At 70.5% G+C, this 25555-nt stretch carries 25 protein-coding genes; 16 read left to right on the forward strand and 9 right to left on the reverse strand.

The annotated features are described in order from the left end of the window. Positions 1 to 105 precede the first annotated feature (105 nt). On the forward strand, positions 106 to 2016 hold the full coding sequence (locus O7597_RS00570; RefSeq protein ID WP_269742389.1) for an anthranilate synthase family protein: 1911 nt from the start codon (positions 106 to 108) through the stop codon (positions 2014 to 2016). Positions 2017 to 2106: 90 nt separating this feature from the next. On the opposite strand, the gene wrbA is transcribed toward O7597_RS00570, so the two are convergent. Beyond that, the gene (wrbA, locus tag O7597_RS00575) at positions 2107 to 2724 is read right to left on the reverse strand and encodes an NAD(P)H:quinone oxidoreductase (protein ID WP_269742390.1); all 618 of its coding nucleotides are present in this window, start codon (positions 2722 to 2724) and stop codon (positions 2107 to 2109) included. Between the two features lie 137 nt (positions 2725 to 2861). On the opposite strand from wrbA, the gene O7597_RS00580 reads away from it, so the two are divergent. From O7597_RS00580 to O7597_RS00590, 3 genes are all read left to right on the forward strand, one after another. Further along, a complete protein-coding gene (locus O7597_RS00580) occupies positions 2862 to 3350 on the forward strand; it encodes a GNAT family N-acetyltransferase (protein WP_281583351.1) in 489 nt (162 codons plus the stop codon). A 35-nt stretch (positions 3351 to 3385) separates the two neighbouring features. Further along, positions 3386 to 3976, forward strand: coding sequence for an HAD-IA family hydrolase (locus O7597_RS00585; RefSeq protein ID WP_281581736.1), 591 nt, complete (start codon positions 3386 to 3388; stop codon positions 3974 to 3976). Between the two features lie 314 nt (positions 3977 to 4290). Continuing rightward, positions 4291 to 5361 carry a winged helix DNA-binding domain-containing protein gene (locus tag O7597_RS00590; RefSeq protein WP_281583352.1) on the forward strand — a complete coding sequence of 357 codons (1071 nt, stop codon included), beginning with the start codon at positions 4291 to 4293 and terminating at the stop codon, positions 5359 to 5361. Here the strand turns inward: O7597_RS00590 and O7597_RS00595 are convergent. Continuing rightward, on the reverse strand, positions 5345 to 5749 hold the full coding sequence (locus O7597_RS00595; protein WP_269742397.1) for a hypothetical protein: 405 nt from the start codon (positions 5747 to 5749) through the stop codon (positions 5345 to 5347). The two genes, O7597_RS00590 and O7597_RS00595, sit on opposite strands and share 17 nt — an antisense overlap. Positions 5750 to 5940: 191 nt before the next feature. On the opposite strand from O7597_RS00595, the gene O7597_RS00600 reads away from it, so the two are divergent. Both O7597_RS00600 and O7597_RS00605 read left to right on the forward strand, forming a co-directional pair. Then, on the forward strand, positions 5941 to 6948 hold the full coding sequence (locus tag O7597_RS00600; protein ID WP_281581737.1) for a reductase: 1008 nt from the start codon (positions 5941 to 5943) through the stop codon (positions 6946 to 6948). A gap of 202 nt (positions 6949 to 7150) precedes the next feature. Beyond that, positions 7151 to 7993: a transposase family protein gene (locus O7597_RS00605; protein WP_281581738.1), complete on the forward strand. Its 843-nt coding sequence runs from the start codon at positions 7151 to 7153 to the stop codon at positions 7991 to 7993. A gap of 211 nt (positions 7994 to 8204) precedes the next feature. Here the strand turns inward: O7597_RS00605 and O7597_RS00610 are convergent, their stop codons facing one another. Continuing rightward, positions 8205 to 8396: a DUF397 domain-containing protein gene (locus O7597_RS00610; RefSeq protein WP_281581739.1), complete on the reverse strand. Its 192-nt coding sequence runs from the start codon at positions 8394 to 8396 to the stop codon at positions 8205 to 8207. Continuing rightward, on the reverse strand, positions 8383 to 9189 hold the full coding sequence (locus O7597_RS00615) for a helix-turn-helix transcriptional regulator (RefSeq protein WP_281581740.1): 807 nt from the start codon (positions 9187 to 9189) through the stop codon (positions 8383 to 8385). Before O7597_RS00615 ends, O7597_RS00610 begins: the two co-directional genes overlap by 14 nt. Positions 9190 to 9499: 310 nt before the next feature. On the opposite strand from O7597_RS00615, the gene O7597_RS00620 reads away from it, so the two are divergent. The 3 genes from O7597_RS00620 to O7597_RS00630 all read left to right on the forward strand — a co-directional run bounded on the left by O7597_RS00620 (position 9500) and on the right by O7597_RS00630 (position 11219). Beyond that, positions 9500 to 9799: a hypothetical protein gene (locus tag O7597_RS00620; RefSeq protein WP_281581741.1), complete on the forward strand. Its 300-nt coding sequence runs from the start codon at positions 9500 to 9502 to the stop codon at positions 9797 to 9799. Beyond that, positions 9796 to 10050, forward strand: coding sequence for a flavin reductase (locus O7597_RS00625; protein WP_281581742.1), 255 nt, complete (start codon positions 9796 to 9798; stop codon positions 10048 to 10050). Before O7597_RS00620 ends, O7597_RS00625 begins: the two co-directional genes overlap by 4 nt. 110 nt (positions 10051 to 10160) lie before the next feature. Continuing rightward, positions 10161 to 11219, forward strand: a complete 1059-nt coding sequence (locus O7597_RS00630; RefSeq protein WP_269742406.1) for a hypothetical protein — start codon at positions 10161 to 10163, stop codon at positions 11217 to 11219. Positions 11220 to 11238: 19 nt separating this feature from the next. Here the strand turns inward: O7597_RS00630 and O7597_RS00635 are convergent, their stop codons facing one another. After that, positions 11239 to 11997 carry an IclR family transcriptional regulator gene (locus O7597_RS00635; RefSeq protein WP_281581743.1) on the reverse strand — a complete coding sequence of 253 codons (759 nt, stop codon included), beginning with the start codon at positions 11995 to 11997 and terminating at the stop codon, positions 11239 to 11241. Positions 11998 to 12158: 161 nt separating this feature from the next. On the opposite strand from O7597_RS00635, the gene O7597_RS00640 reads away from it, so the two are divergent. The 6 genes from O7597_RS00640 to O7597_RS00665 all read left to right on the forward strand — a co-directional run bounded on the left by O7597_RS00640 (position 12159) and on the right by O7597_RS00665 (position 19967). Continuing rightward, positions 12159 to 13343 carry a fumarylacetoacetate hydrolase family protein gene (locus O7597_RS00640; protein WP_269742408.1) on the forward strand — a complete coding sequence of 395 codons (1185 nt, stop codon included), beginning with the start codon at positions 12159 to 12161 and terminating at the stop codon, positions 13341 to 13343. Beyond that, entirely contained in the window at positions 13340 to 14863 is a 1524-nt protein-coding gene (locus tag O7597_RS00645; RefSeq protein WP_281581744.1) for an aldehyde dehydrogenase (NADP(+)), read from the forward strand. Before O7597_RS00640 ends, O7597_RS00645 begins: the two co-directional genes overlap by 4 nt. Positions 14864 to 14911: 48 nt before the next feature. Beyond that, positions 14912 to 16252, forward strand: coding sequence for an extracellular solute-binding protein (locus O7597_RS00650; protein ID WP_281581745.1), 1341 nt, complete (start codon positions 14912 to 14914; stop codon positions 16250 to 16252). A 76-nt stretch (positions 16253 to 16328) separates the two neighbouring features. Beyond that, a complete protein-coding gene (locus tag O7597_RS00655) occupies positions 16329 to 17270 on the forward strand; it encodes a sugar ABC transporter permease (RefSeq protein WP_269742411.1) in 942 nt (313 codons plus the stop codon). Continuing rightward, the gene (locus O7597_RS00660) at positions 17270 to 18154 is read left to right on the forward strand and encodes a carbohydrate ABC transporter permease (RefSeq protein WP_281581746.1); all 885 of its coding nucleotides are present in this window, start codon (positions 17270 to 17272) and stop codon (positions 18152 to 18154) included. Before O7597_RS00655 ends, O7597_RS00660 begins: the two co-directional genes overlap by 1 nt. 85 nt (positions 18155 to 18239) lie before the next feature. Beyond that, complete coding sequence (locus O7597_RS00665; protein ID WP_281581747.1) at positions 18240 to 19967, forward strand: IlvD/Edd family dehydratase; 1728 nt, start codon at positions 18240 to 18242, stop codon at positions 19965 to 19967. A 68-nt stretch (positions 19968 to 20035) separates the two neighbouring features. Here O7597_RS00665 and ugpC read toward each other — a convergent pair whose 3' ends face one another. The 4 genes from ugpC to O7597_RS00685 all read right to left on the reverse strand — a co-directional run bounded on the left by ugpC (position 20036) and on the right by O7597_RS00685 (position 24455). Then, complete coding sequence (gene ugpC, locus O7597_RS00670; protein WP_269742414.1) at positions 20036 to 21244, reverse strand: sn-glycerol-3-phosphate ABC transporter ATP-binding protein UgpC; 1209 nt, start codon at positions 21242 to 21244, stop codon at positions 20036 to 20038. Between the two features lie 11 nt (positions 21245 to 21255). Further along, positions 21256 to 22089: a carbohydrate ABC transporter permease gene (locus tag O7597_RS00675; protein WP_269742415.1), complete on the reverse strand. Its 834-nt coding sequence runs from the start codon at positions 22087 to 22089 to the stop codon at positions 21256 to 21258. 1 nt (position 22090) lies between these two features. Beyond that, complete coding sequence (locus O7597_RS00680; protein ID WP_269742416.1) at positions 22091 to 23089, reverse strand: sugar ABC transporter permease; 999 nt, start codon at positions 23087 to 23089, stop codon at positions 22091 to 22093. Between the two features lie 76 nt (positions 23090 to 23165). Beyond that, positions 23166 to 24455: an ABC transporter substrate-binding protein gene (locus O7597_RS00685; protein ID WP_269742417.1), complete on the reverse strand. Its 1290-nt coding sequence runs from the start codon at positions 24453 to 24455 to the stop codon at positions 23166 to 23168. Between the two features lie 269 nt (positions 24456 to 24724). Between O7597_RS00685 and O7597_RS00690 the strand changes: the two genes are divergently transcribed. After that, positions 24725 to 25420, forward strand: coding sequence for a VOC family protein (locus O7597_RS00690; protein WP_269742418.1), 696 nt, complete (start codon positions 24725 to 24727; stop codon positions 25418 to 25420). The last annotated feature ends 135 nt before the right edge of the window (positions 25421 to 25555 follow it).

The following is a 25555-nucleotide window of genomic DNA, read 5'->3' on the forward strand; positions in this document are numbered from 1 at the left end:
CCGCGCGTAGCTTCAACCCACGCGGCCGCCCGACGAGGCGGCCGCCGGTCATGTCCCGGTCCTCGGGGCCGCCCCCGACAGCGGTCGCCCGGCCCGAGGAGACCGATGCACCAGCTGACCGACCTGCTCACCACGCTCGCCGCCGGCCTCGACCCCGGCCCGTTCGCGCTGTTACGCCGCGACGGCGCCGAGCATCTCGACCTGTTCACCGGCACCGTGACGACCGTCGACCGGCTCGCCGACATCCCCCTGCCCGCCGCCACCGCCGGCCCGCAGACACTGGCCCTGGTGCCGTACCGGCAGATCGCCGAGCGGGGCTTCGCCTGTGTCGACGACGGGGTGCCGCTGGAATGCCTCCGCATCGACCACCACCACCGGCTGCCGTTGGCCGGTGTGCTGGACGCGCTGCCGACCGAGCCCGTCCGCACCACCGGCGCCGCCTTCGACACCAGTGACGACGAGTACGCCGCCACCGTGGCCCGGGTGCTGGCCGACGAGATCGGCCACGGCGAGGGCGCCAACTTCGTCATCCACCGCACCCTGCGCGCCCAGGTGCGGGGCGCCCCGCTGACCGCCGCGCTGGCCGCGCTGCGTTCCCTGCTGACCCGCGAGCGCGGGGCGTACTGGACGTTCGTGGTGCACACCGGAGCGCGCACCCTGGTCGGCGCCAGCCCGGAACGGCACGTCAGCGTCGACGACGGTCTGGTGATGATGAACCCGATCAGCGGCACCTTCCGGCACACCGGTGCCGCCGCCGACCGGGCCGCGCTGCTGCGCTTCCTCGCCGACACCAAGGAGACCGAAGAGCTGTACATGGTCCTCGACGAGGAGTTGAAGATGATGGCCACCGTCGCCGAGCGGGGCGGGCAGGTCGTCGGGCCGTACCTGAAGGAGATGTCGCACCTGGCGCACACCGAGTACCTGCTGGCCGGACGGGGCACGAAGGACGTCCGTGAGGTGCTGCGGGAGACGATGTTCGCGCCGACGGTGACCGGCAGCCCGATGGAGAACGCCTGCCGGGTGATCGCCCGACACGAACGCACCGGGCGTCGCTACTACTCCGGGGTGCTGGCCCTGCTCGGCCACGACGAGACGGGCCGGCAGAGCCTCGACGCGCCCATCCTGATCCGTACCGCCGAGATCTCCCCCACCGGTGAGCTGCGGGTACCGGTCGGTGCGACGCTGGTGCGCCACTCCACCGCCGCCGCCGAGGTCGCGGAGACCCACGCCAAGGCCGCCGGTGTGCTGGCCGCCCTCGGTCTCGGCCCGCAGGCGCCGGCCGGGCCGCACCCCACGCTCCGTCTCGCCGACGACCCGCAGGTACGCGCCGCCCTCGCCGCCCGCAACGCCCCGCTGGCCCGGTTCTGGCTGGACCAGCGGCCACCGGGAGCGCTGGCCCTGCCCGCCCTGGCCGGCCGCCGGGCCCTGATCGTCGACGGGGAGGACACCTTCACCGGGATGCTGGCCCATCAGCTCGGCGCCCTCGGCCTGTCGGTGACCGTCCGGCCTTGGCACGACGAGCAGCCGGTCGGCGCGTACGACCTGGTGGTGGTCGGTCCGGGCCCGGGTGACCCGAACGGTGACACGGAGAAGATGACCAGGCTGCGTGCCCTGCTCACCCGGTTGCTGGACGCCGGACACCCGACGCTCGCCGTCTGTCTCGGTCACCAGCTCCTCGCCGGTCTGCTCGGGTTGCCGGTGCACCGCCGCGACGCGCCCTACCAGGGGCTGCAACGCACGGTCACCCTGTTCGGCACGCCCCGCCGGGTCGGCTTCTACGCCACCTTCACCGCCCGCGCCGCCACCGACCACCACGACGGCCCGTACGGACCGGTGGCACTTGCCCGTGACGAGGCCGACGGTGCGGTGCACGCCCTGCGCGGGCGCGGCTTCGCCGGGGTGCAGTTCCACCCCGAGTCGGTGCTCAGCCCGGACGGGCTGGCGGTCCTGACCGACCTGCTGCGCGATCTGCTGCCGGCGCCGGCCGGTGAGTTGTCCCCGGCGGCGCAGGCATAGCCGGATCGATCCGGGGTAGCGCTGTGAACAGCCGGCGGTCCGGGCGGGTCTGAGAGCCCCCGCCCGGACCGCCGGTCCTGCTGTCCCGACCTAGCCGGCGAGGCCCTGCTTGAGCGCGGCACCGATGCGCACCGCCCGCTTCGCGGTCAGCGCGGTCGCCTCCAGCGCGATGTGGTCGGGCGCGGTCTCGCCGTTGTTGCTGGTGTGCGAGGCGCCGTACGGGTTGCCGGCGGTGAACTGGCTCGGCTCGGTGTACCCGGGGGTGACCACGATCCCGCCCCAGTGGTAGAAGACGTGGAACAGCGACAGCAGCGTCGACTCCTGCCCGCCGTGCTCGGTGGCGGTGGAGGTGAAGCCGGAGTAGACCTTGTTCGCCAGCGCCCCCTGGGCCCACAGCGGGCCGGTGGTGTCGATGAACTGCTTGAGCTGGGCGGCGATCAGGCCGTAGCGGGTCGGCGAACCGAAGATCACCACGTCCGCCCAGCTGAGGTCGTCCGGCTGTGCCTCCTCCACGTTCTGGGTCTCCAACCGGTGCGCCTGCCATCCCGAGTTGGAGCGGATCGCCTCGTCCGGCGCCAGCTCGCGCACCTTGCGCAGCCGGACCTCCGCGCCCGCCTCACCGGCGGCCTCCGCCGCCGCCTGCGCCATCTGGTAGGTGATGCCGGTCGCGCTGTAGTAGATCACCGCCACCTTGACCTGTGCCGCCATCGCTCGTCCTTCCTCATCGGGATCAGCTCCGGCGACTACCCGATGTTTGCGGCGACAAACATCGGTCGGTGTCCACCGGTCCCCGCGGGCGGATTCCGGTGGCCGGCACCGGCGGCGGGGTGGCAGGCTGTCCGGCGATGGAGATCAGGATCGCGACCACCGACGACTGGCCCGGCATCTGGCCCTTCCTGCGCGAGATCGTCGCCGCGGGTGAGACGTACACCTGGCCCCGGGACGTCGACGAGGCACAGGCCCGGCAGATGTGGCTGGTCGCTCCGCCCGGGCGCACCGTGGTCGCCGTCGACACCGACGGCACGGTCCTCGGCTCGGCGAAGCTGACCCCCAACCAGCTCGGCCCCGGGGCGCACGTCGCCAACGCCAGTTTCATGGTCGCCCCGGCAGCGGCCGGGCGCGGCGTCGGGCGGGCCCTCGGCGAGTACGTGCTGAACCTGGCCCGCGCCGACGGCTACCGGGCGATGCAGTTCAACGCGGTGGTGGCGGTCAACACCCGTGCGGTGGCGCTGTGGCGGTCGCTCGGCTTCGAGGTGGTGGGGCGGATCCCGGAGGGCTTCCGACACTCCACCGAGGGCTACGTCGACCTGCTGGTGATGCACCGGCGGCTCTGAGCGGCGCGCCGGCCGTCGCCGGATAGCCTGGGCCGGTGATGCTGCCCCTGCCGATCGGCGAGTTCCAGGCGTACCTGTTCGACTGCGACGGCACGATCGTCGACTCGATGCCCCAGCACTACACCGCGTGGCGCGACACCCTCGACCGGTGGGGTTGTGCCTTCCCCGAGGACCTCTTCTACGCCTGGGCCGGGCGACCGACCGCTGACATCGTCGTCGCCCTGAACGAACAGCACGGCCTGGACATGCCGGTGGAGACGGTCGTCGCCCACCGCGAGACCCGTTTCCAGCAGCTGCTGCCCACCGCCACCGGTATCCCCGGGGTGCTCCGGCACATCGACGACGCGCACGGCCGCATCCCGTTCGCCGTGGTCTCCGGCAGCACCCGGGAGGCGGTCACCGCCTCACTCGACGCGCTGGGCATCCTCGACCGATTCGACGTGCTGGTCTGCGCGGGCGACTACGCCCGTCCCAAGCCCGACCCGGAGCCGTTCCTGCGCGCCGCCGAACTGCTCGGCGTACCGCCGACGTCCTGCCTGGTCTTCGAGGACGCGGACCTGGGCATCGAGGCGGCGACCGCGGCGGGCATGGCCGCCGTGCGGGTGCCGCCGCCGCGCCGGGGCTGACCGCGCGGCTTGCTCAAGATATCCGCAAGTTGCGTGGTTCACAGTTCTCGGACAGGTAGGAAAACGTCATCCTGATGACACCGGTGCCGGCGATCCGCGTCGCCGCCCCGCACCGGTCGACCTGAACGGGGGATCGCGCTCCGCCACCAATGATGTTGGCGTAGCGCGATCAGGGGAGCCGCCCGGCCACCGGGCAGGTCGTGTTGTCGGTGCCCGCACCTATGCTGCCGTCGACCACCGAGTGGAAGGCGGCCGACGTCGTGGCAGCTCCCGGCACGATCGCGCTGAGCGGCTCCGAGGCCCTCGCGCTGCGGATGACCAGCCTGTTGCTGCGCCCCCATCCCACCGCCGCCGCGCCGACGACGGTGGCCGACGTGGTGGAGTGGTTCGGCGCCATGCAGGCACAGGACCTGGCCAGCGGCATGTGGTCGCTCGGCGTACGGCTGCCCGGGTTCACCCAGGCCGAGGTGCACGCCGCGTTGGAGCGCCGCGAGGCCCTGCGGACCTGGCCGATGCGCGGCACCATCCACCTGGTGCCGGCCCGCGACGCCCGCTGGCAGTTGGAGCTGACCGGCGTACGCGCGCTCGCCGGTGCGGCCAAGCGACGCGAGTTCCTCGGGCTGTCGGAAGCGGAGGCGGACCGCGCGGCCGACGTGCTGGGCGAGGCCCTCGCCGGCGGCGGCCGGCTGACCCGCGCCGAGTGCGTGGCCACGCTCGTCGCGGCCGGCATCGACGGCGCCGGCCAGCGCGGCTACCACCTGCTGTGGTACGCGGCCCAGCGCGGCGTCACCTGCATCGCCCCCAACGTCGGCACCGAACAGACCTTCGCCCTGCTCGACGAGTGGGCGCCCGGCCAGCGCCAGCTCGACCGCGACGAGGCGCTGGCCACCCTGGCGCTGCGCTACTTCCGCGGCCACGGTCCCACCACCCGGCAGGACTTCGCCGGCTGGACCGGCCTGACCGCCGCCGACGCCAAACGCGGCATCGCCGCCGCCGGTGCCGACCTGACCACCGTGCTCGTCGACGGCGCCGAGGCGGTGCTGCACACGCCGCTGCTGGACGCGCCCCGCGCCGCGGTGGACGACGTGCTGACCCTGCCCGGCTTCGACGAGTACCTGCTCGGCTACAAGGACCGCGCGCTGATGCTCGACCCGGAGCACAAGCAAGCCATCATTCCCGGCGGCAACGGGGTCTTCCAGGCCACCGTCGTGGTCGGCGGCCGGGTGGTCGGCACCTGGAAACGCAGCCTGGCCAAGACCCGCGTCACCCTGACCGTGCACCCGCTGGTCGACCTCGATCCGGCCCACCGCGAGCAGGTCGAGCAGGCGCTGCACCGGTACGCCGACTTCCTCGGTCTGCCACCCCGGATCACCTGGAACGACTGAACCCGGCACCGACCACGGCGAACAGGCTGGCGAGCCCCGCCAACACCGCGACCGGCCCGCCCGGCCCGAGCGACGGGCGGACCGCGGGGACGACCGGGCCGAGGAACACCTCGGCGTAGCCGGCCATGACGACGACGGCGGCCACGATCGTGACGACACCGAGCCCACCGGCCACCAGCGGCAGCCACCCTCGACGGCCCGGCCCGACGAGCGTCCACGCGGTGACCACGTTGAGCAGCACGGCCGCGCCGACATACCAGGCCCATCCGGGGAACTCGGTGAGGCGTACGGCCCGGTCGCCGTACCAGGCCCAGGGCAGGCCGACGGCCGCGACGAGGGCTCCTGCCGCGCCAGCGACCGCAGTGGCTCGAACGACGACCTTCGACATCACGTCCTCCCACCGGTGTGCGAACCATGCTGCGTGCCACCGGCGACGATCGGACGAACGCGGGGTCGCCGCCGTGCCCAGCGTCTCAGGTCGGTGGTCAGGGCTGACAGCTCGGTATTTCCACTCAGCCCGCTTCTGCCCACGGCAGAGATCCTTGGCTGCGTCCCGCCGTCGCTGCTTGGCTGGGCGGCATGGAGATACTGGTGCTGGGCGGGACGGCATGGCTGGGGCGGGAGGTGGCCCGGCAGGCCGTCGGACGGGGACACGGTGTCACCTGCCTGGCCCGTGGCGAGAGCGGCGCGGTGCCGGACGGTGCGACCCTGGTCGCTGCGGACCGGAGCGACCCTGCGGCGTACGGCGCGTTGCGTGGCCGCGACTGGGACGCCGTCATCGAGGTGTCGTGGCAGCCCGGCTTCGTCCGGCAGGCCCTGCACGCGCTTGGCGACCGGGCCCGGCACTGGTGCTACGTCTCGTCGGTCAGCGCCTACGCCAGCCACGACACACCCGGCGCCGACGAGTCGGCGGCGACCCTCCCGGCGACGGTTCGGGACGTGGTCGACCGTGCCGAGTACGGCGAGGCGAAGGTGGCCTGCGAGCAGTTCTCCACGACCGAGGTGGGAGACCGGTTGCTGGTGGCCCGCGCCGGGTTGATCGGCGGCCCCGGCGACCACACTGATCGCTCCGGCTACTGGGTGGCGCGGGCCGCCCGCGCCCCCGAAGCGCCGATGCTGGTACCCCGTACCCCCGATCTGCCCACGCAGGTGGTGGACGTGCGCGATCTGGCCGCCTGGCTGCTGGACAGCGCCGCAGCCGGCACGGTCGGCACGTTCAACGCGGTCGGGCCGGTGATCCCCTTCGGCGAGTGGGTCGCGCTGTGCCGGGCGGTCGGCGGGCACACCGGACCGGTGGTCGACGTCGACGCCGGCTGGCTGGTGGCCCGCGGCGTGGCCCAGTACATGGGCCCGGAGTCGCTGCCGATGTGGCTGGTCGAGCCGGGCCACTCCGGCTGGTCGGCGCGCAGCGGTGCGGCGGCGGCCGCCGCCGGCCTACGCCACCGGCCGCGCCCGGACCTGCTGGCGGACACCCTAGCCTGGGAACGCGAGGCTGGACTGCACCGCGACCGACGCGCCGGCCTGAGCGCCGGCCGAGAAGCCGAGCTGCTCGACGCCCTGCCCTTGCCCGACCGGCCGACGCCGTAACTGGCCGAGGATGCGCAACTTCGGGGAGCTTGTCTCATCCTGTTTGTGCTGGTGGGCGAGTCTTGACATGGGCATGGCAGGTGTTTGGTTGCAGGTCAGGGGCCGGATGATCTTTGTGGTGATCGTCTGACTCGGATTCCGCGGGAAGTCTGCGGCGTGGCGACCCGGGACATGAAGGAACCCTCGGCGAGGGTTGCTGGTCGTGACACACATCAATCCGCCCACCGAGGGCCACGAATTGGTCTACCAAGTCCGCCTGCCCGTGTCCAGTGACACTGTCGCGCTGGTGACCGAGGCGATACGCACCTACCGGCGGCAGGTGAAGTCCCGCTGGCGCAAACTATCCGACCTGCAGACCACCACGATCGTCCTGGCGGTACTGCGCCACGACCAGCATCCCGCCGACCTCGCCGCCGCCCACGGGGTGTCCCACCACAGCGTCCGCCGCTGGGTCAGACAAGTCATCACCACCGTGGCGCGGATGGCGCCACGTCTGGACCGTGTCCTGGCGGCCGCCGCCCGCACCTACCACGAACAGCCACTCCTGCTCGACGGCACCTGCGTGCCCGTGCACGCACCCGCCGACAAGGCCAAAGAACGACGCCACTGGTGCCTGAAACACAAAGTCCACCACCTACGCGTGATGACCCTGACCGACCAACACGGCCGACTCCTCTGGCTCTCCGCGGCCACCCCCGCACGACTCCACGAAGCCACCCACGCCAAACGCCTGCACCTGCCCGCCCGCCTGCGCCACCATCACCTCGCGATCATCTGCGACCGCATCCACACCCGCCTCGACGACCAACCCACCACCAACCCCACCGTCCTCGTCGGCCGCCGCGCCTGCCGCAACCACAAACTCACCCCCGCCGAGAAAACCGCCAACACCCTGCTCGCCCGCGAACGCGTCGCCAACGAACACGCCCACGCCCACCTCAAGAACTGGCGCATCCTCACCCGACTACGCCACGGCTGGCACCACCACGCCACCACCCTGCTCCGCGCCCTACTCGTCCTCACCAACACCGAAATCAACCGCTGACCCAGACAAACGATCACCACAAAGATCAACTAACCCATGGCCTGCGACCAAACACCTCACACCACCACGTCAAGCCCCCACCACCAGCACAAACAGGATGAGACAAGCTCGGGGATGTTGCTGCCCCGGCGCGTCCTGAGGCAGCAGTACCCCCGAAGTTGTCGGCGGCCCGGCCCGGCGCGTGAAGGACGGGCACTCTCGTGTGTCGGGGTCAGGCCCGATGGGTGAGCTGGGCGACGAACGCGCGCCATGCGGACGGGGCGAAGGTCAGCGCCGGACCGTTCGGGTTCTTCGAGTCGCGGACGCCGACGACACCGGGAAGGTTGTCGGCGACCTCGACGCAGTTACCGCCGCTCGCGCCGCTGCGGGTGCTCTTGCGCCACCGCGCGTTACTGAGGTCCATGTTGGCTCTCAACTTCCTTCAACAGGTCGATTGACTGCCTGCGTGGTAGCGCCTCGTTGCGCACGCTCTCCCACCTCGCTTGAAGCGTAGCCACAGCGTGATCGTTGTCGACGACATCCCCGCCGAGCTGATTCTCAAGGTGGCCGACCCAGACACCGTCACGGGACCGCGCCAGTGCGAACGGCCCGGACAGCCCGACGTGCAGGCCGTTACCAAGGGGAATGACGTGCACGTGAACGTGCGGAAGCTCGGCCAGTGCGATCAAATGGGCGACTTGCTGGGCCATGATCCCGCCGAGGCCGTCGCCAGTGAGGCGGAGCGCGCCCTCGTCCAGCACGGCAACGAACTGCGGCGGGCGTTCGCCGGTCAGGATCGCTTGCCTGTCCATGCGCGCCTTGACGCGCTGCTCGACCTCGTCGTCGGTCAGGCTGTCCACGGTCCGAAGTACCGCACGAGCATAGTGCTCCACCTGCAAGAGGCCCGGGATCAGGTTGGGTTCGAAGTAGCGGAGTTGCGTCGCGCCGCGTTCGGCGTCGAGCCACGGCAGGAACCAGGACGGTGTGCCGAGCTTCATCGCCAGCCGCTCGAACAGGCCACCGGTGCTCAGCGCGCGGTCGGCGCCTCGGGCGAAGTCCAACGTCAACGCCCGAGTGCCGCCCTCGACGGCGCTGACGTGGGAGGCGCTGAAGCCCGCGCCGCGACCGAATGCCTCCTGCGTCATGCCGGCCGCTCCCCGCGCCCGGCGGATCTCGCCCACGATGAAGGACGCCACCGGGTTTGGCGTGTCTCGCATTCAGGGCTCCTCACACTGAAGATCGGCTAGCCATGTCGCCACCGAGTCAGCAGCCGTTTCGCCAGCTCAGCCCAGACGACGAAAGCACCTTCCGAGAGTAATGGCCGCCCTAGCAGAGTGTCACCAGCGGAACCGCGGACGTGGCACGGCCCGTCGGCGGGACCAGCACCGGGCCGCCCGACGGGCGAGCACTCTCGGGCGGCCCTCCCCCACTCTGTCGACTGAGGAGGCCCACAGTGCCCGTTCCGGAGCCCACCACCGCCATATCCGCGTTCCGCCGGCCGGCCCGCCTTGATCGTCGCCATGTCGGGTGACGCGGCAGGACGGCACCCCTCGGGTCTCCCCCGGCGTGTACCTCCTGGACCGCGCGGCCTCCCCGCAGTTCGCCAGCCCGATCCTGGTGCGGGTGATCCGCGAGTTGCCCGACCGGCACCCGCCGCACGGGTGGACCTGGGTGGACTGCTATCAGCTCGACCGGTACGGCGATGCGACGGAGAAGCGGCAGTTGTTCGTGATGCCGCACGGCATGCGGCCGGTGAACGTGCCACCGGTCCCCTACGCCGCGCGTGGACGCCCGCCCCGCTCCCGCCCGGCGCGGGCGGACGGGTGAGCACCGGCCCGCACGAGCATGTCGCGTCCCGTCCGACCTGGCGGTGCCGGGCCTGCGGGATCGCCTGGCCCTGTTCCCCCGCGAAGCTGCGGCTGCTCGCCGAGTACCGGGAGAACCTGCCAGGCCTGATGGTCTATCTCGTGACGCTGCGCGAGGAGGCCGCCGAGCAGTTCGCCGCGGCGTGCGGCGGCGAGCCGCCCACCGACCTGCACCGGCGGTTCACCGACTGGGTGCCGGCCCGATCCAGGTAGGCCGCCCGCCCCGGTCCGCGCACTCCCCCGGTGCGGGCGCGGGGGCTCTGCCGACGACCGGCGTTGTCGGTGATCGCCCGGTGGTGACCTGGCCTCGTACGCTTCGGGGCATGGCACGGCGATCGTCGATGGAGCTGCTGGCCCGGTCGGCCTGGGTGCGTCTGGCGCACGGCGTGCGGACGCGGACGCTTCCGGTCCTGCTGTTCTTCGCCGGACTGTCCGCCGTGATGCTCCTCCTGGCTCGCGGTGCCGCCGAGTACGGCCGCACGCTGGCGATGGAGTTGGGCGCCGAGTTCGTCGGTGCACTGGTGGTGATCTTCGCGCTCACCCCGATCGTCCGGCGCTCCCAGCAGGGCCGCGTCCGCGAACACCGCCACCTCGACTTCTCCTGGTACACCGACCGGGTGATGACCGCGACCAGGTCGGTGCGCGTCCTGCACACGTTCTCGCGGTTGTTCTCGCCGCCGTACAGCCAGCGATTCCTCGCCGCGGCGGCGGGTCTGATACGCCGGGGCGGCCGGGTTGAGGTCCTGCTGATGCACCCTGACTCGGTGGCCGCGGTGCTGCGGACGACCGAGTTGGCCGGACGCCGCGACGTGAGCCAGGAATCGCGCCGCAACCTGCAAACACTCGAAGCCTTTCGGCAGGGCCTTGACGAGACCTCCCGCGCACGCTTCGAGGTCCGGCTCTACACCGCCGCCGCATCGGTGCAGATGTACCAGTGGGACGACAAGTTGCTGGCGTCGTTCCTACCGCTGGGCAAGCTCTCCGGCGATCACTCGCAACTGGAGGTCTCCACGGTGTCGCCGCTCGGCAGCTTCGTCACCGAACGCGCCGACGAGCTGTGGGACGGTGGCGTGGCGCTCACCGAGTACTGGCTGACGGGTGTCACCCTCACCGACGAGGAGGGACGACGGCGGTACTCGTGCCGGTTTCTCGACATCGGCGACCGGCACTACCTGGCCGACGCTCGGGTGATCGCCCATCTTGCCCGCGCCCACAACGGCTCGGTCAGAGTGGAGCTGCGACGGTGCCCCGGGACGGTGCACGAGGTGGATGTGATCACCGACGGCGACCCGGACCTGGCGTTCGTACGGCAGCGATTCCTTGAGAAGTACGGCCATCCCGAGCACGTCTTCGCCCGCCTCAACCCGCTCCCGCCGGTCTGACCGGTACCGCGACGCTCGATCAGGCGGGTTCGGCGGTGTGGCCGAGTTCGCCGGAGATCTGGTTCGCGGTGTCGAGCAGCAGGGGAAGGCTCTCCTTGAGCTGGTCGAGGCTCGCGATGACCTCGATCGCGGTCATCGAGGCGGCGGCGATGACCCGTCCACGGGAGTCCCTGATCGGCGCGGCCACGCACATGACGTACGTGTCGTGTTCGCCGTTGTCGACGGCCCAACCCTGGTCGCGGATGCGGACGAGTTCGGCGTCGAGCGACTCGCGGTCGGCGTACGTGGTGGGGGTGAACCGTTCGAAGACGACGTGGGACAGGAGGCGGTCGCGTTCCGCCGTCGGCAGGTACGCCAGGATGGTCTTGCCGACGGCGCTCGCGTAGATCGAGACCGCGCGCCCGATCCGCGACGGTAGCTTGACCGCGTCGAAGGCCGGGCTGTCGACCTTGTCGATATAGATGATCTCGTCGCCGGTCAACTGCGCCAGGTGCACGGTGTGGCCGGTCTTGCGCTGGAGCGTACGCAGGGGCGCGGCGGCGAACTGGCGCAGGTCCATCGAGCCCAGCGCGAGTTCCGACAGTTCGATGATGCCGCTGCCGAGCACGTAGGTCCCGGCGCCGGTCCGGCGGACGAAACGCGCCGATTCGAGCGTCTGGAGGATCCGCAGGGCGGTGGACTTGTGGACCCCCAGGACGTCCGCCGCCTCGGTGAGGGACAGCGGATGTTCCGCGGCGCGACGGATCAGGTCGACCGCACGGCGAACCGATTGCGACACGGTGGCGTCTCCCTCCACGCGGCGATCCCGACGACCGCCCGTTGCATCATACGCAACGGCTTGCGCTGCTCTCGCAACAGGCCGTTGACACCGTTGCATATAGCGCTACGATCGTTGCAGATTCCAGCTCGGCGACTCTGACCTGCCACAGGGGAGCGACGATGAGCAAGGAGCCCTGGTTCGGCGGTGCCGCCGAGGCGTTGCCGGACGATGCCGAGGACAGCGTCCTCATCGGCCGGATCTGGGACCCGTCCGTCGACGGCCCCTCCCCGGTGACCGTCCGCGACGGCGACGTCATCGACCTCAGCCGCCGGTTCCCGACCGTCCGGGACATCTGCGAGCTGCCCGAACCCGCCAAGACCGTGGCCGGGTCGGACGGGCCACGGGTCGGCGGCTTCGACGAGCTGCTGGCCAACACCGGTGCCACGGACCGGGACCGGAGCCGGCCCTGGCTGCTCGCCCCGGTCGACCTGCAAGCGCTCAAGGCTGCCGGCGTGACCTTCCCCGTCTCGATGCTCGAACGCGTCATCGAGGAGCGGGCCCGGGGAGACCTGACCCGCGCGGCGGACATCCGTGGCCGGATGTTCGCCGACATCGGTGCCGACCTGGACAGCCTGGTCCCCGGCTCGGTCGAGGCGGAGCGGCTCAAGGCCGCACTGGTCGCCGAGGGCCTCTGGAGTCAGTACCTGGAGGTGGGGATCGGGCCGGACGCCGAGATCTTCACGAAGGGCCAGCCGCTCTCCGCCGTCGGCACCGCCGTCCCGGTCGGCGTACTCGCGGCCTCGACCTGGAACAACCCGGAGCCCGAGGTCGCGCTCATCGCCCAGTCCAGCGGCCGGATCGTCGGTGCCACCCTGGGCAACGACGTGAACCTGCGCGACGTCGAGGGACGCTCGGCGCTGCTGCTCCCCCGGGCCAAGGACAACAACGCCTCCTGCGCCCTCGGTCCGTTGATCCGGCTGTTCGACGAGCGGTTTCCGCTCAGTCGGGTACGCGAGCTGACGGTGGGGCTCCAGGTCCACGGGGTGGACGACTTCCACCTGGCGGCGACCTCGGAGATGGCGCGGATGGCACGCGACCCGGAGTCGCTGGTCCGGCAGTTGATCGGCCCGCACCACCAGTATCCCGACGGCGCCGTCCTGATGCTCGGCACCATGTTCGCTCCCACCCAGGACCGCGAACGCCCCGGCGAGGGCTTCACCCACCAGGTCGACGACGTGGTGCGGATCGACTGCCCGGCGCTCGGCACCCTGGTCAACCGGGTGTGGCACGCGGAGCGGTGCGAGCCGTGGCGGTTCGGCGTCCGCGATCTCATGGGCAATCTGGCAAGGAGAGGACTGCTGTGAAAGTCACCACCACCGATCCGCGCGACGGCCGGCAGCACCCGACGGATCTCGTCGAGACGGACGAGTCCGGCGTGGCGGCGATCGCCGGCCAGGCGTCCCGGGCGGCACAGTGGCTGTCCGACCTGGGCAGGGCCGGCCGGGCGCGGTTGCTGGAGGCGGTCGCGGCCACCCTGGAGTCCCGACGGGCGGATCTGGTCGCGACGGCGGAGGCGGAGACCGGGCTGGGTCAGGCGCGACTCGACTCAGAGCTGACCCGGGCGGCGGTCCAGTTCCGGATGTTCGCGGCGGTGCTGCGCGACGGTGGGTACCTGGAGGCGGCCATCGACCACGCCGCCGACACGCCCCTCGGGGCCGGCCCGGACGTGCGACGGATGCTCGTACCCCTCGGGCCGGTGGCCGTCTTCGGCGCCAGCAACTTCCCGTTCGCCTTCTCCGTCGCCGGCGGCGACACCGCCTCGGCGCTGGCCGCCGGCTGTCCCACGGTGGCGAAGGCGCACCCGTCCCATCCGCTGACGTCGCGCGCCTCCGCCGACGCGATCGAGTCGGCCGTGCGCGACCTGGGCGGGCCCGACGGTGTGCTCACCGCCGTGTACGGGGAGCGGGCCGGCCGTTGGCTGGTCCGCCAGCCGGCGATCCAGGCCGCCGCCCTGACCGGCTCGGTCGGCGCGGCCCGCGCCATCCAGGCGGCCATCGACGAACGCGCCGACCCCATCCCGTTGTACGCCGAACTGAGCAGCGTGAACCCGATCGTCGTGCTGCCCGACGCGGCGGCCGGCCGGGGGGACCAGATCGCCGACGGTTTGTTCGCCTCCTTCACCGCGTCGGGCGGCCAGCTCTGCACCAAGCCGGGGCTGGCGTTCCTCCCGGCGGACCCGGCAGGTGACCGCCTGGTCGACACGCTCCGGGGCAAGGTCGCCTCCGCTGGCGGATCGGTCCTGCTGAACCAGCGCATCCGGGACGCGTACGAGAGCGGAGCCACCGCGTTGGAGAAGGCCGGCGCCCGCCTCGTCGCGCAGCCCCGGATCGACGCCGGAGCGGGCTTCACGGTGGCACCGACGCTGCTGGAGGTCGACCTGCCGGGCCTGACCGCCGAGATCGCCGACGAGTGCTTCGGCCCGCTGCTGGTCGTGGTCCGCTACCGCGACGTCGCCGACCTCGACGCCGCGCTGGCGACCGTGCCGCCGTCACTCACCGGCTCCGTGCACCGCGGGCCGGGCGACGACACCGACGCCGTACGCCGGCTGGTCGACGTCTTCGCCGCCCGCGCCGGTCGGATCGTCTTCGACGGCTACCCCACCGGCGTCCGGGTGTCGTGGGCGCAGCACCACGGTGGTCCCTGGCCGTCGACCAACGCCGTGCACACCTCGGTGGGCGCCACCTCGATCCGACGCTTCCTGCGCCCGCTGGCCTGGCAGAACGCTCCGGAGTGGATCCTCCCCGAGGAGTTGCGAGACGAGTACACCGCCATTCCCCGCCGAGTCGACGGGAGGTGGGTGCCCGGGACCGATCCCCAGCCCTGACGTCGACGCATGGCACCTCGCGCACCGAGCCCGAAGGGAACCACGTCAATGAAGACGACACGAACACTCGCCACGGCCGCGATGCTCGCCGCCACGATCGGCCTGGTCGCCTGCTCCTCGGACGACGGCGGCAGCGACGCGAGCAACTGCACCAACACCATCACCAAGCAGGATCTGCCGGTTGTCACGATGTGGGCCTGGTACCCCAACATGCAACTGGTCGTGGACAACTTCAACAAGGCCAACGACGAGGTCCAGGTCTGCTGGACCAACGTCGGACAGGGCGGTGACCAGTACGACAAGTTCCAGACGGCCATCTCGGCGGGCACCGGCGCGCCCGACGTGGTGATGGTCGAGATGGACCGGATCCCGACCTTCCAGATCCAGAACGCGCTCGTCGACATCAGCGGGTACGGCCTCGACGCGGTCCGGGCCAACTACGGCGAAGGCGCCTGGAAGGACGTCTCGGTCGGTGACGCGGTCTACGGCGTACCGGTCGACGGTGGTCCGCTGGCGATGATCTACCGGAAGGACATCTTCGACAAGTACGACATCACCCCACCCAAGACCTGGGCCGAGTACGAGCAGGCCGCCCAGAAGGTGAAGGACGCGGGTGGACCGCTCTTCGGTGACCTCGGCGCGAACGTCCCGGCGCTGATGATGGCGCTGCAGATCCAGAAGGGCGCGGCCCCGTTCACCTACGATCCCGCCCAGCCCGAGTCGATCGGGGTACGGCTGAACGACCAGGCCTCCAAGGATGTGCTCGATTACTGGGGCGGCCTGGTCCGCAAGGGCCTGGTCGGGACGCAGGACCAGTTCACCCCGGAGTACATCTCCGGGGTCATCAACGGCAACTACGCGACCTACATCTCCGCCGCCTGGGCGCCCGGGTACCTGACCGGCGCGGGCGTCGGCCAGGGACAGGACACCGGCACCTTCGCGGTGGCGCCCCTGCCGCAGTGGGACCTGAGCAGTCCGGTCCAGGTGAACTGGGGCGGGTCGGCGTTCTCGGTCACCAGCCAGTCGAAACAGCCGGAACTCGCGGCCAAGGCCGCCTACGGCCTCTACGCCGACCAGGAGTCACTCACCGACGGCTGGACCAACCAGATCATCTTCCCGCTCAACCTGACCGCGCTCAACGATCCCGAGTTCGTCGACCTCGAGGTGGCGTTCTTCGACGGCCAACAGGCGAACAAGGAGGTGTACGTCCCGGCCGCCAACGCCTACCAGGGCGTCGTCTACAGCCCGTTCGGTCAGTACTACTTCGACGCGATGACCAAGCAGATCAGCGAGATGAGCGCCGGCTCCATCACCGGTTCGCAGGCTGCCGACCGGATCCAGGAAGACGTGACGAAACACGCCACCGAACAAGGTTTCACCGTTCAGTGACCGACCGGGTGGGCCGGCCGTCCTCCCCCGGCCGGCCCACCCTCGACCCCCAGCGGCCCACGTCCCGGAGCCCGAGATGACATCGATCACCGCCAAACGCGCACCGCGCACCCGCCATGAGAAGCGCAAGACCCGAGGCACGATCCACCGCCGGGAGCACCTGACGGGGTGGCTGTTCGTCGGGCCGTTCGGGGTCGTCTTCCTCGCCTTCCTCATCGCTCCGCTGGGGTACGCGCTCTACCTCAGCCTGTTCCAGAAGAAGCTGATCGGCGGCACCAGCTTCGTCCTGTTCGACAACTACGTGAAGGCGTTCACCGACCCGAGCTTCCTGTCCGGAGCGTGGTTCGTCATCCGCTTCGCGCTCGTCGCCATTCCGGTCCAGATCGCCGTCGCGCTGGCCATGGCGCTCATCCTGGACGCGGTGACCTCGCTGTTCACCCGCTTCTCCCGCCTCATGATCTTCCTGCCGTACGCGATCCCCACGGTCATCGGGGCGGTGATGTGGGGGTTCCTGTACAGCCGGAGCTTCGGCCCGCTCACCGACGTCTTCGGCTTCTTCGGTGCCACCGCACCCGACTTCCTCAGCAGCAACCTGATCTTTTACGGCCTGCTGAACATCGTCACCTGGCAGTGGGCCGGCTACTACATGATCATCCTGTACGCGGCCCTGCAGGGCATCGACCCCACGCTCTACGAGGCCGCCCGCATGGACGGCGCCGGACGATGGCAGGTCGCCCGGCGGATCAAGATTCCGCTGATCGCGCCCGCGCTGATCCTGATCCTGGTCTTCTCGCTGATCGGCACCCTGCAGTTCTTCAACGAGCCGCAGATCCTGCGATACCTCGCGGCGGGCACGATCGGCTCGGACTTCACGCCCAACATGTACGCGTACCAGCAGGCATTCGGGCTGGCCAACTTCAACTACGGGTCGGCGATCTCGTTCGCCCTCGGCGGAGTCGTCTTCATCTGCGTCTACGCCTTCCTGTTCTTCACCCGCAAGCGGAGGAGCTTCCTCTGATGTCCGAGAGCGCCAGCGCCAGCGCCGGCAACCGCCGCGCGCAACGCCACCTTCCGCTGCAGATCCTGCTCGGCTTCCTGGTGATCTACTTCCTCGTGCCGTTCTGGTGGGTCGTCGTCAACAGCTCCAAGGACGCACCGGGCCTGTTCGGTGGCGGCAACACCCTCTGGTTCGCCGACCAGGTCGACTACCTCGGCAACCTCAGGCAGTTGTTCACCTACGACGGGAGCATCTACCTACGGTGGCTGCTGAACTCCACGCTGTACGCCCTCGCCGGTGGGGTCGGCGCCACCGTCCTGGCGGTAATGGCCGGCTACGGGTTCGCCAAGTACCGGTTCGCCGCCCGGCGCTTCAGCTTCGCCGTCGTGCTCGGCGCGCTGATGGTGCCCGCCACCGCCCTGGTCATCCCGACCTTCATCATGTTCGCCCGGCTCGGCCTGACGAACACGGTCTGGGCCGTGATCCTTCCCTCGCTGCTCAACCCGTTCGGTGTCTACCTGATGCACGTATACGCGCGCGACGCGGTGCCCGACGAGATCCTGGACGCGGCGCGGGCCGACGGCGCGGGCGAGGTACGGACGTTCCTCCAGATCGCCCTCCCGCTGATGCGTCCCGCGGTGGTCACCGTTCTCCTGCTGTCCGCCGTCGCGTCCTGGAACAACTACTTCCTGCCGCTGGCCATGCTCTCCGACAACCGGCTCTTCCCGGTCACCGTCGGCCTGGGCCTGTGGCAGGGGGTCGCCTCGGCGAACAACGCGGGCGGCACCTCGCTGTGGAGCCTGATCATCCTGGGCTCCCTCGTGTCGGTCATTCCACTGATCATCGCGTTCTTCAGCCTCCAACGACACTGGCGCGGCGGGCTGTCCGTCGGGGGCCTCCGGTAGCTCGCCACCGCCGACCGATCAACCGTTCATCCCCCCTCGACCGCCGCGCACCGCGCGGCCAGACCGTTGACAGGAAGGTGTGCCGATGTCGATGACGAGTCGACCGCTGCGCAGCGGCCAGTGGTTCGGTGCCGACGGCCGCAACGGGTTCATCCATCGCTCCTGGATGCGCAACCAGGGCTTCGCCGACGACGTCTTCGACGGCCGCCCGGTGATCGGCATCGCCACCACCTGGTCGGAGCTGACCCCGTGCAACGCCCACCTGCGCGAGCTGGCCGAATCGGTGAAGCGCGGCATCTGGGAGAGCGGCGGCCTGCCGCTGGAGTTTCCCGCGATGAGCCTCGGCGAACCCCTCATGCGGCCCACCACCATGCTCTACCGCAACCTGCTGGCGATGGAGGCGGAGGAACTGATCCGGGCCAACCCGCTCGACGGCGTGGTGCTGCTCTCCGGCTGCGACAAGACCACACCCGGTCTGCTGATGGGGGCGGCCAGCGTCGACCTGCCGACCCTGTTGATCACCGGCGGGCCGATGCTCAACGGCAAGTTCCGCGGCCAGGACATCGGGTCCGGCACCGCCGTCTGGCGCTTCACCGAGGATCTCCGCGCCGGCCTGGTGACCGCGGCCGACTGCGCCGAGGCGGAGGTCTGCATGTCCCGTAGCCGGGGTCACTGCATGACCATGGGCACCGCCTCCACAATGGCCTGCGTGACCGAGGCGTTGGGCGTGCAGCTGCCGGGCGCCGCCGCGGTTCCGGCGGTCGACTCCCGACGGTACGCGCTCGCCCACGCCGCCGGACGGCGCATCGTCGCCATGGTCGACCAGGACCAGCGCCTGTCCACGGTGCTCACCCGCGAGGCGTTCGAGAACGCCATCCGGGTCAACGCCGCGATCGGCGGCTCCACCAACGCCGTGGTGCACCTGCTCGCCATCGCCGGCCGCGTCGGCGTGCCCCTGTCGCTCGAGGACTTCGACGCCCTCACCGGCGACGTGCCCATGCTGGTCAACCTGATGCCGTCCGGGACGTACCTGATGGAGGACTTCGCGTACGCCGGTGGGGTGCCGGCGGTGATGGCGGAGATCGCCCCCTTCCTGCACCTGAACCAGATCACGGTCAGCGGGAAGAGCGTGGCCGACAACATCGACGGCGTCCGGTGCTGGAACCGGCAGGTCATCGGCACCCTCGCCGAACCCTTCCAGCCCGCCGGATCGGGCACCGTCGTGCTGCGTGGATCCCTCGCCCCGTCCGGGGCGGTGCTGAAGGTCTCGGCCGCCTCGGCGCACCTGCTCACCCACACCGGGCCGGCGCTGGTCTTCGACCGGATCGAGGAGTACGCCGTCGCCGCCGACGATCCGGATCTCGACGTCACGCCCGACACCGTCATCGTGGTGCGCAACGCCGGACCGCGCGGCTACCCGGGGTTCCCCGAGGTGGGCAACGTGCCGATGCCACGACGGCTGCTCGCCGACGGCGTCACCGACATGGTGCGGATCTCCGACGCCCGGATGAGCGGCACCGGCTACGGCACCTGCGTCCTGCACACGGCGCCGGAGGCGTCGGTGGGCGGTCCACTCGCGCTGGTCCGCACCGGCGATTTGGTCCGCCTCGACGTCCCGACCCGCCGCCTCGACCTGCTGGTCGACGAGACCGAACTCGCCGAACGCCGCGCCGCCTGGCAGCCGCCGCGACCGGCGGCGGACCGCGGTTGGCTACGCCTGTACAGCGAGCACGTCCAGCAGGCCGACAAGGGCGCCGACCTGGACTTCCTCGTCGGCGGCAGCGGCAGCGCGGTGCCCCGGCACTCGCACTGACCGGTCGCCTGGGTACATCTGTTGTCGCTGGGACGACAACAGATGTACCCAGTGGCCATCGCGACCGGTCAGTCGGCGAGGGTGCCGGCCGCGCGGCCCTCGTGCAGCGTCAGGTTGCGGCCGTCGGACGGGTCGAACAGGTGGATCTTCTCCAGGTTGAACCAGACCCGCCGGTCCTCCCCCTCGGTGACGGTCGACTCCGCCGACAGCCGGGTGACCAGGTTCGACCCGGCACCGCCGAAGTCGGCCGCGCCCGCGTCGGCGGCCAACTCCTCGAGTTCGGCGGAGGTGGCCCGCTCCCCCTCGACGCTCAGGTAGACGTACTTGTCCGAGCCCATCGACTCGACGATGTCCACCGGGGCGGTGAACTCCGTGCCCCGACGGCGGGTCTCCTCGTCGACCAGCTCGGCGTCCTCGAAGTGTTCCGGACGGATGCCGAGGATCAGCTCCCGAGGGGCGTCGGCCCCCTCCAGCTCGCGGCGGATCCGGTCGCCGATCGGCACGTCACCCAGGGCGGTACGCAGCGTGCCGTCCTCGACCGTGGCGGTGAGGAAGTTCATCGACGGTGAGCCGATGAACCCGGCCACGAAGAGGTTGTTCGGGTGGTCGTACAGCTCCTGCGGCGGACCGACCTGCTGCACCGCACCACCGCGCATGATCACCACGCGGTCGCCGAGGGTCATCGCCTCGGTCTGGTCGTGGGTGACGTAGACGGTGGTGGTGCCGAGCTGCTTCTGCAGGCGGGACACCACGGTCCGCATCTGCACCCGCAGCTTGGCGTCCAGGTTGGACAGCGGCTCGTCCATCAGGAACGCCTTGGGCTGCCGGACGATCGCCCGGCCCATCGCCACCCGCTGCCGCTGCCCGCCGGAGAGGTTGGCCGGCTTGCGGTCCAGCAGCGGCGTCAGCTCCAGGACCTTCGCCGCGTCCTCCACCTTCTGCGCGATCGTCTCCTTGTCCAGCTTCGCCAGCCGCAGCGGGAAGGCCATGTTCTCCCGGACGGTCATGTTCGGGTAGAGCGCGTACGACTGGAACACCATGGCGATGTCCCGGTCGCGGGGGGCCTTGTCGTTGACCCGCTGCCCGCCGATGCGCAGCTCACCGGAGCTGATGTCCTCCAACCCGGCGATCATGTTGAGGGTGGTGGACTTGCCGCAGCCGGAGGGGCCGACCAGGATGACGAACTCGCCGTCGGCGATCTCCAGGTCGACGTCGCGCACCGCTGTGGTGCCGTCCGGGAACTTCTTGCTCACCTTGTCCAGCACGATGTCAGCCACGAGTTTCTCACCTATCCCTTGACGGCGCCGGAGGTCAGACCGGAGACGATGCGGCGCTGGAAGAAGAGGACGAAGAGGATGATCGGCACCGTGATCACCACGGCGGCGGCGCAGATCGCGCCGGTCGGGTCCTCGAACTGCGAGGCACCGGTGAAGAACGACAACGCCACCGGCACCGTGCGCGAACGCTCCGTGGAGGTCAGCGAGATGGCGAACAGGAAGTCGTTCCAGCAGAAGATGAAGACCAGGATGGCCGTGGTGAACAGTCCCGGCGCGGCCAGCGGGGCGATCACCCGCCGGAACGCCTGCCCCTGGGTGGCGCCGTCCATCTTGGCGGCCTTCTCCAGGTCCCACGGGATCTGCTTGAAGAACGCCGACAGCGTGTAGATCGCCAGCGGCAGCGCGAAGGTGATGTACGGCAGGATCAGGCCCGGCCAGGTGTCGAACAGGCCCAGTTGCCGCTCGATCTCGAACAGTGGCGAGACCAGCGACACCTGCGGGAACATCGCGATCAGCAGCGAGACGCCGACGAGCAGCCGCTTGCCGGGGAAGTCCAACCGCGAGATCGCGTACGCGGCCATCGCGCCGAGCACCACGGCGATCGCGGTGGCGATCAACGCGATGCCGATGGAGTTGACCAACGCGCGAACGAACTGGTCGGTGGCGAAGATCGTCCGGTAGTTCTCCAGCGTCCATTCCCGTGGAATGAACTTCCCGTCGGTGAGCGTCGCCGGCGTCTTGAACGACAGCGACATGATCCACAGCACCGGGGTCAGCGCGAACACGACCACGGCGACGTCCAGCAGGCCCCAGCGCACCTTGGCCCGGGTGGTGGTGTCAGCCATGTCAGCGCCTCTCTCCGTCGTCGCTGCCCGGGGCAGCGGTACCGAACAGCTTCACGAAGACGAACGCGATGATCGCCACGGTGATGAAGATCAGCACCGACATGGTCGAGCCGATGCCGAGGTTCAGCCCTCGGATCAGGTTGTTGTAGGCGATCATCGACACCGACGAGGTCTCGTTGGCCCCCGACGTGAGCACGTAGATGTTGTCGAAGACCCGGAACGCGTCCAGGGTGCGGAACAGCAGCGCCACCAGGATCGCCGGCTTCATCACCGGCAGCATCACCTTGGTGAACCGCTGCCAGGCGGTCGCGCCGTCGGTGGAGGCGGCCTTGAGCAGATCCTCCGGCACCAGCGCCAAGCCCGCCATCAGCAGCAGCGCCATGAACGGCGTGGTCTTCCAGATCTCCGCCAGCATGATGATCGCCAGCGAGCTGGCCCGCTCGGTCAACGGCGCACCGTCGGAAAACAGGTTGGCCAGGTACCCGGTGCCCGGCGTCCACGCGTACCGCCAGGAGAAGGCGGCCACCACCGTGACGATGCCGTACGGGATCAGCGCCGAGGTCCGGACGATCCCCCGCCCGACCAGCGTACGGTGCATGATCAGCGCGAGGCCCATGCCGAGCACCAGCTCCACGGCCACGGTGACCACTGTGATCAGCATGGTCACCCCGAACGCCGTCCACCAGAACTCGTTGGTGAGCACGGTGGCGTAGTTCTGCAGACCGACGAACTCCCGCTCGGCGGGGAACCGCAGGTCGTAACGCTGCAACGACAGCCACACCGAGTACAGGATCGGATAGGCGGTCACCGCCAGCATGACCAGCGCCGCCGGGGCACACAGCAGCCAACCCAGCCGGCGCTCGGCCCGCTTGTTCTCGCTCAGCGCCGCCTTGCCGCGCCGGTTGTCGCGTTGGGCGGGCACCGCGGCGTGCCCCCCGCTGCGGGTGTCGGTGCCGTCGGCGGCCACGTCCGCGCCGGCCGGGGTCGAGTTGACGCTCATGCCGTCCCTCCGCTCCGCTCCGGGCCGGCCTGAGGCACCGGCGCACTGAGCCCGATGGTTCGCTCGCGGTGCTCGCTCACGGCAGGACTCCCCTCGACTCCAGGGCGGCGGCGACCGCCTCGCGCAGTTCGTCGGCGGTCGCCTGCGGGTCGATCGCCGACGGCGGCGACAGGATCGCCGAGGTCACGGTGGAGATGCTCTGGTACGCGGGGGTCAACGGCCGCACCGCCGAGTCCCGCAGCTGTTCGAGGATGGTCTCCTTCATCGGGTACGCCTCGTCCATCTCCGGGTCGTCGTAGACGCTCTCGATGGTCGGCGGCACCCCGTCGTTGATCGCGGAGAACTTCTGGTTCTCCGCGTTGCGCAGGCACCTGGCCGCCTCGAAAGACTCCGCCGGGTGCTCCGAGTACCGGCTGACGGCCAGGTTGATGCCGCCGATGGTGACCCGCCCCGGCGTGCCCTCCTCGACCCCGGGCACCCGGGCCCAGGCGACCTGCTCGGCCAGCTCCGGGTTGGCCTCCTGCATCGCCGGATAGACGTACGGCCAGTTCACCTGGAACGCGCCGTTGCCGCTCTGGAACTCCAGCCGCACCGGATCCTCGGTGGCGTTGCTGAACGACGGCGAGGTCACCCCGGAGGTGGCGAAGTCGCGCAGCACCTCGAGCGCCCGGACGGCGCCGTCGTCCACCACGGCCTCGGTGCCCTCGTCGTTGAGGATGTTGCCGCCCGCGCTGGCCACGAGGGTGTTGTAGAGGACCACGAGTCCCTCGTACTGGGCGCCCATGGTGAGCACCTGATGCGGCCGGCCCTGATCCCGCAGCCGCTGCGCCATCGAGATCATTTCGTCCCAGGTGGTCGGCGGCTCGGGCACCAGGTCCTTGCGGTACCACAGCAACTGGACGTTCGTGTTCTTCGGCGCGGCGTACAGCTTGTCCTCGTACCGGGCGGTCTCCAACGGCCCTTCGAGGGTGCCGTCCTCCACCTCGGCGCGGTCCTGCCCGGTCCACTCCCGGATCCAGTCGGCGCTGGCGAACTCCTGGGTCCAGGTCACGTCGAGGCCGAGCACGTCCATGCCGTCATCCTCGGCCGCGAGCCGGCGCACCATCTGCACCCGCTGCTCGTCGGCCTCCCGCGGCAGCACCCGGTTGACGATGCGGTACCGCCCACCCGCCTCGGTGTTGCACCGGTCGACCACCTGTTGGAGGTTCTGCTCCGGCGGGTAGTACAGGTTGATCGTGGGCACCCCGCCGTCGTCGCCGGAGGCACACGCCGCCATCGGTGCCACAAACGTCAGTGCCGCGGCTGCCGCCGCCATCCGCACGCGGGGCCGGCGTCGAACGCCGACCGGATCACTCCGCTCGCTCATGACCCTCCCCTCGATCTCGGCCAACAGCCGGGGAGGTCTCCGTGCCCCGGCGCACGGCGAGACTGCCAGGGCGTGTGACCTGCGGTTTCGCACCCCTGCGTTTCGTGGTTGAAACACTGCCCGAGCGGGGGAGCCGCGAAACCTGCCCGAGCCGAGGCGCGCTAAACACCGAAGTGTGTGGCCCATGTCACGGCGCACCGGCAGCCGCGGCACGGGCGGGGCCGCGCCCTCCGGCGGCGGATGTCGGTGCCGGCCGGCATGATCGGCGGATGATCGCACGCTTCAAGGACCTCTGTCTCGACGCCGCCGACGCGCACGCCCTCGGCGGGTTCTGGGCCCGAATTCTGCACGGGGAGCGTGTCGACGTCGGTGACGGCGACACCCGGGTCGACCCGCCCACCGGTGCCAGCGCGGAATCGATCTGGGTCAACCGGGTGCCCGAACCGCGTACCGTCAAGACTCGCGTACACCTCGACCTCCGATTGGCCGAGGCGAGCCCGGCGGCGCTGCTGGAAGCCGGCGCGCGGCTGGTCCGCGAGCCGGACTCGGAGATCAGCTGGTGGGTGCTGGCCGACCCCGACGGCAACCTGTTCTGCGCGTTCGCTCCCGGAGACGAGTCCCGCCCGGGGCCGTTCGAGCTGGTGGTGGATTCCGCCGACCCGAGCGCCCAGGCCACCTGGTGGGCCGGCGTCGTCGGCGGCGAGGTCGAGGTCAGCGAGCAGGGGTACGCCTCGGTCAACGGCGCGGCCGGCTTCCCCTGGGACCACTGGGTCTTCGACCCGGTGCCGGAGCGCAAGAGCGTCAAGAACCGGATGCACTGGGACGTCGACCTGACCGACCCCGAGCCGTCCGCACTGATCCGGGCCGGAGCCACCCTGCTGCGGGAGCCGGACGACGCGGTGTCCTGGTGGGTGTTGGCCGACCCGGAGGGCAACGAATTCTGCGCTTTCCCACCGGGGGACTGACCGGCCGGTGCTACCGGGCGACCGTCAGGTGGACTAGCGTTTAACAAGCTCCGCCGCCAGCGCGTACGCCGTCGCCGTCGATACGCCACCGGCCGACCCCGACCCGCCCGATCGGTTGGTTCTCGCGGGAACAGC

This window comes from Verrucosispora sp. WMMC514, from assembly GCF_027497295.1.
Taxonomy (GTDB): Bacteria; Actinomycetota; Actinomycetes; order Mycobacteriales; family Micromonosporaceae; genus Micromonospora; species Micromonospora palythoicola.